The sequence below is a fragment of the Methylocystis suflitae genome, assembly GCF_024448135.1.
Lineage (GTDB): Bacteria > Pseudomonadota > Alphaproteobacteria > Rhizobiales > Beijerinckiaceae > Methylocystis > Methylocystis suflitae.
Genome location: NZ_JAMRYX010000169.1, coordinates 1 through 2,977, shown reverse-complemented (window position 1 = coordinate 2,977; position 2,977 = coordinate 1). Strand labels below are relative to the sequence as shown.

The following is a 2,977-nucleotide window of genomic DNA, read 5'->3' as shown; positions in this document are numbered from 1 at the left end:
TGATCGACGCCAAGCGCCTGCAAGCTTGCGCCTAGGGAGCGCGTCTCCACATCCTCGTAGAGCGCGAGCTCATTGAAAACCGGCGCGCCGAGCGCGGTCTCGAAGGCGCTTCGGTCGGCGCACTCGATCAATTCCTCTTCGCCCCGATCCCCAAGATTCGAGCGAAAAATTCCTGCGGCGCTGACCGGCAGGAAATCCTCGTAAACGATCGGTTCAGCGCGCAGAGCTCCAGTTCGCAGAAGACCTCCCAACGAAGGAGGAGACAGGGGCTCACTGCCCCTCGCGCTTGGATCGGCGGAATAATGGAAGAAGGCGAGCTTTTCGCGCCGCAGCGTCTCATCATCGTCGGGAAACGCCGCGAAGCGCCGCGCCAGCTCTTCGTTAAAGGCGCGCGCATTGGCGCCGTCCGCCGCGAGCGGAACCGCGGCCTGAGCTTCGGCGAGAAGCCTGTCGTAAAGCGCGCGTCCCTTCGCAGTGAGCGCCGCGCCTCTCTGCTCGATCTCGCCAAAACGCGCGGTATGGGCGCCGGTCGCGCGCCGGCCGTCTTCCTCGATGAATTCGACAGGCTCGGGGCGCGCCTTGAAGCTCGTCTGGCGCAACAGGATCGGGCAGCGGCGACGCGGGGGCCCCTCGACAATCGCTTTCGGGTTCATGCCACGCGCCGCCATGGCGCTGTGCGCGGCGTCGATATCGAGCGCGTGCAAGGTGAGGTGGTTGATGTGCGGCCCTTTGAAACAGACGATGTCGGCGAGCAACGGATGCGTCGCATGCAGCGTCCGATAGACCGCGGATGAAACCGTCGCCTGCCCGTTCCAGTGAAAAATCTTCGCCGCCTCTACGACAAATTCGCGCGCCTCGCCATCGTCGAATCCACGTCTTTCGAAGAGATCGATCAGCGCTCGGCAGCGCGGCGTAAAAATGTCGCGCTGCGCCAGAACCTTGGCGGCGATCTCGCGCGCATTTCGGTCAGGGATGAGATCCAGCCTGAGAAGCGATGTAAAAATTCGAAAAGGGCTCGCCCGCAATGCGCTCGCGCCGATCGGACGGAATGCCGTCGAATGCACCGGAATTCCGGCGATCGACAGATCGTAATAGCCGACGGGCGCCATTCCCATGATCGCGAAGAGCCGGCGCAGCATCGACAGTTCCTCGGCCGTTCCGACGCGAATCGCGCCATGGCGCTCAACGTCGAGTCGCTCGAGCTCATTGTTTTCCGCCAGGCGCCGCTTGAGTTGCGGCGCGTCGGCGAGCGTCTGCCGGTTGACCTCGGCGACGAGCGCCTGCATCGCGCGATACTGCGGCGCTTCGGCCTGATACATGTCCGAGATCGCCGATGCGAACATCGACCGAACGGCGTCAGCGGAAGCGTCATTCATTTTTTGTGACTTTCGCTACCCTCGGGTATTTAATCCATCAGCGGCGGAAATCATGAGCGTAGCGTCACGTGCTCAGGTCAAATTTTACGCCCTGCGCCAGCGGCAGTTCGCCTGAATAGTTAATCGTGTTGGTGGCCCGGCGCATATAGAACTTCCAGCAGTCGGAACCCGCTTCACGGCCGCCGCCCGTGTCCTTCTCGCCGCCGAAGGCTCCGCCGATTTCAGCGCCGGAAGGTCCGATGTTCACGTTTACGATGCCGCAATCCGATCCGTCGGCGGCCATGAAGCGCTCGGCTTCGTCCAGACGCGCGGTGAAGATCGATGACGCAAGGCCATGTGCGACATCGTTATTCAGCTCTATCGCTGCATCGAGGCTGCGGAACTTCATCACATAGAGGATGGGCGCGAATGTCTCCCGCCGAACGACGTCCGTCTGCCCCGGCATTTCCACGAGGGCCGGGCGCACGTAGAACGCGTCGGGGAATGTCTCCGTCAGCACGCGTTCTCCGCCAAGGATGACGCCCCCAGCTGCGCGCGCTTCGTCGAGCGCGGCGCGCATCGCCGCATAGGCGTTCTGATCGATGAGCGGGCCGACAAGCGCGGCGCCGTCTCGGGGATCGCCGACCGGAACCGTGGTGTAGGCGCGCCGCAAGCGACCGAGAAGTTCGTCATAGACGTCTTCATGAACGATCAGCCGCCGCAGCGTCGTGCAGCGCTGGCCCGCGGTGCCCATGGCCGAGAACGCAATTGCACGAACGGCCAGATCGAGCGGCGCCGAAGCGCAAACGACGGCGGCGTTATTGCCGCCGAGCTCCAGAATAGATCGCGCAAAGCGATGTGCGAGGCGCGGCGCGATGGCGCGCCCCATCGCCGTCGAGCCCGTCGCGGAAACGAGTTGAACCCGTGCGTCTTCGACAAGCATTTCACCTACGTCGCGCCCGCCGACGAGCACGGTTGAAAGCCCCTCCGGCGCATCGCCGAAACGCGCTGCGGCGCGCTCGAACAGCGCTTGGGTCGCAAGCGCCACAAGCGGAGTCTTTTCCGAAGGCTTCCAAAGCAGCGTATTTCCGCAAACCAGCGCAAGCGCCGCGTTCCAGGCCCAAACGGCGACCGGAAAGTTGAAACTGGTGATGATTCCGACGACGCCAAGCGGGCGCCAGGTCTCCATCATCCGATGGCCGCGGCGCTCGGTCGCGATCGTCAAGCCGTGGAGTTGACGGGAGAGGCCCACGGCAAAGTCGCAGATGTCGATCATCTCCTGGACTTCGCCGAGGCCCTCCGTCGTGATCTTGCCCGCTTCAATCGTGACAAGATGCGCCAACTCGGTCTTAGCGGCTCTCAGCTCCTCGCCTAACAAGCGCACGAACTCGCCCCGGCGGGGCGCCGGGACGTTGCGCCAGACGCGCAAGGCATGCGCCGCTCTAGCAATGGCGCCATGCACAGCCTCCGAATCAGCGCCGTCGACGCGCGCGATGATCTCTCCAGTAATCGGCGAACGGGCCGTCACCGAGCCGCGCTCCAACGTCTGTGATTGCACCCCCAGCTTGCGCAGGAGGGCCAAGGCTTCCTCGGCAATGCCGGGATCTAAAGCGCGCGCCTCC

2 protein-coding genes are annotated in these 2,977 nt (G+C 63.9%); both read right to left on the bottom strand.

What is annotated here, in order from left to right; genetic code table 11:
- On the bottom strand, window positions 1-1,376 hold a 1,376-nt coding region (gene hglS / locus NEI07_RS12585), incomplete at its 3' end, for a 2-oxoadipate dioxygenase/decarboxylase HglS (RefSeq protein ID WP_256034971.1).
- A 64-nt stretch (window positions 1,377-1,440) separates the two neighbouring features.
- A partial coding sequence (amaB, locus tag NEI07_RS12580) for an L-piperidine-6-carboxylate dehydrogenase (RefSeq protein ID WP_305123726.1) occupies window positions 1,441-2,977 on the bottom strand: 1,537 nt, incomplete at its 5' end.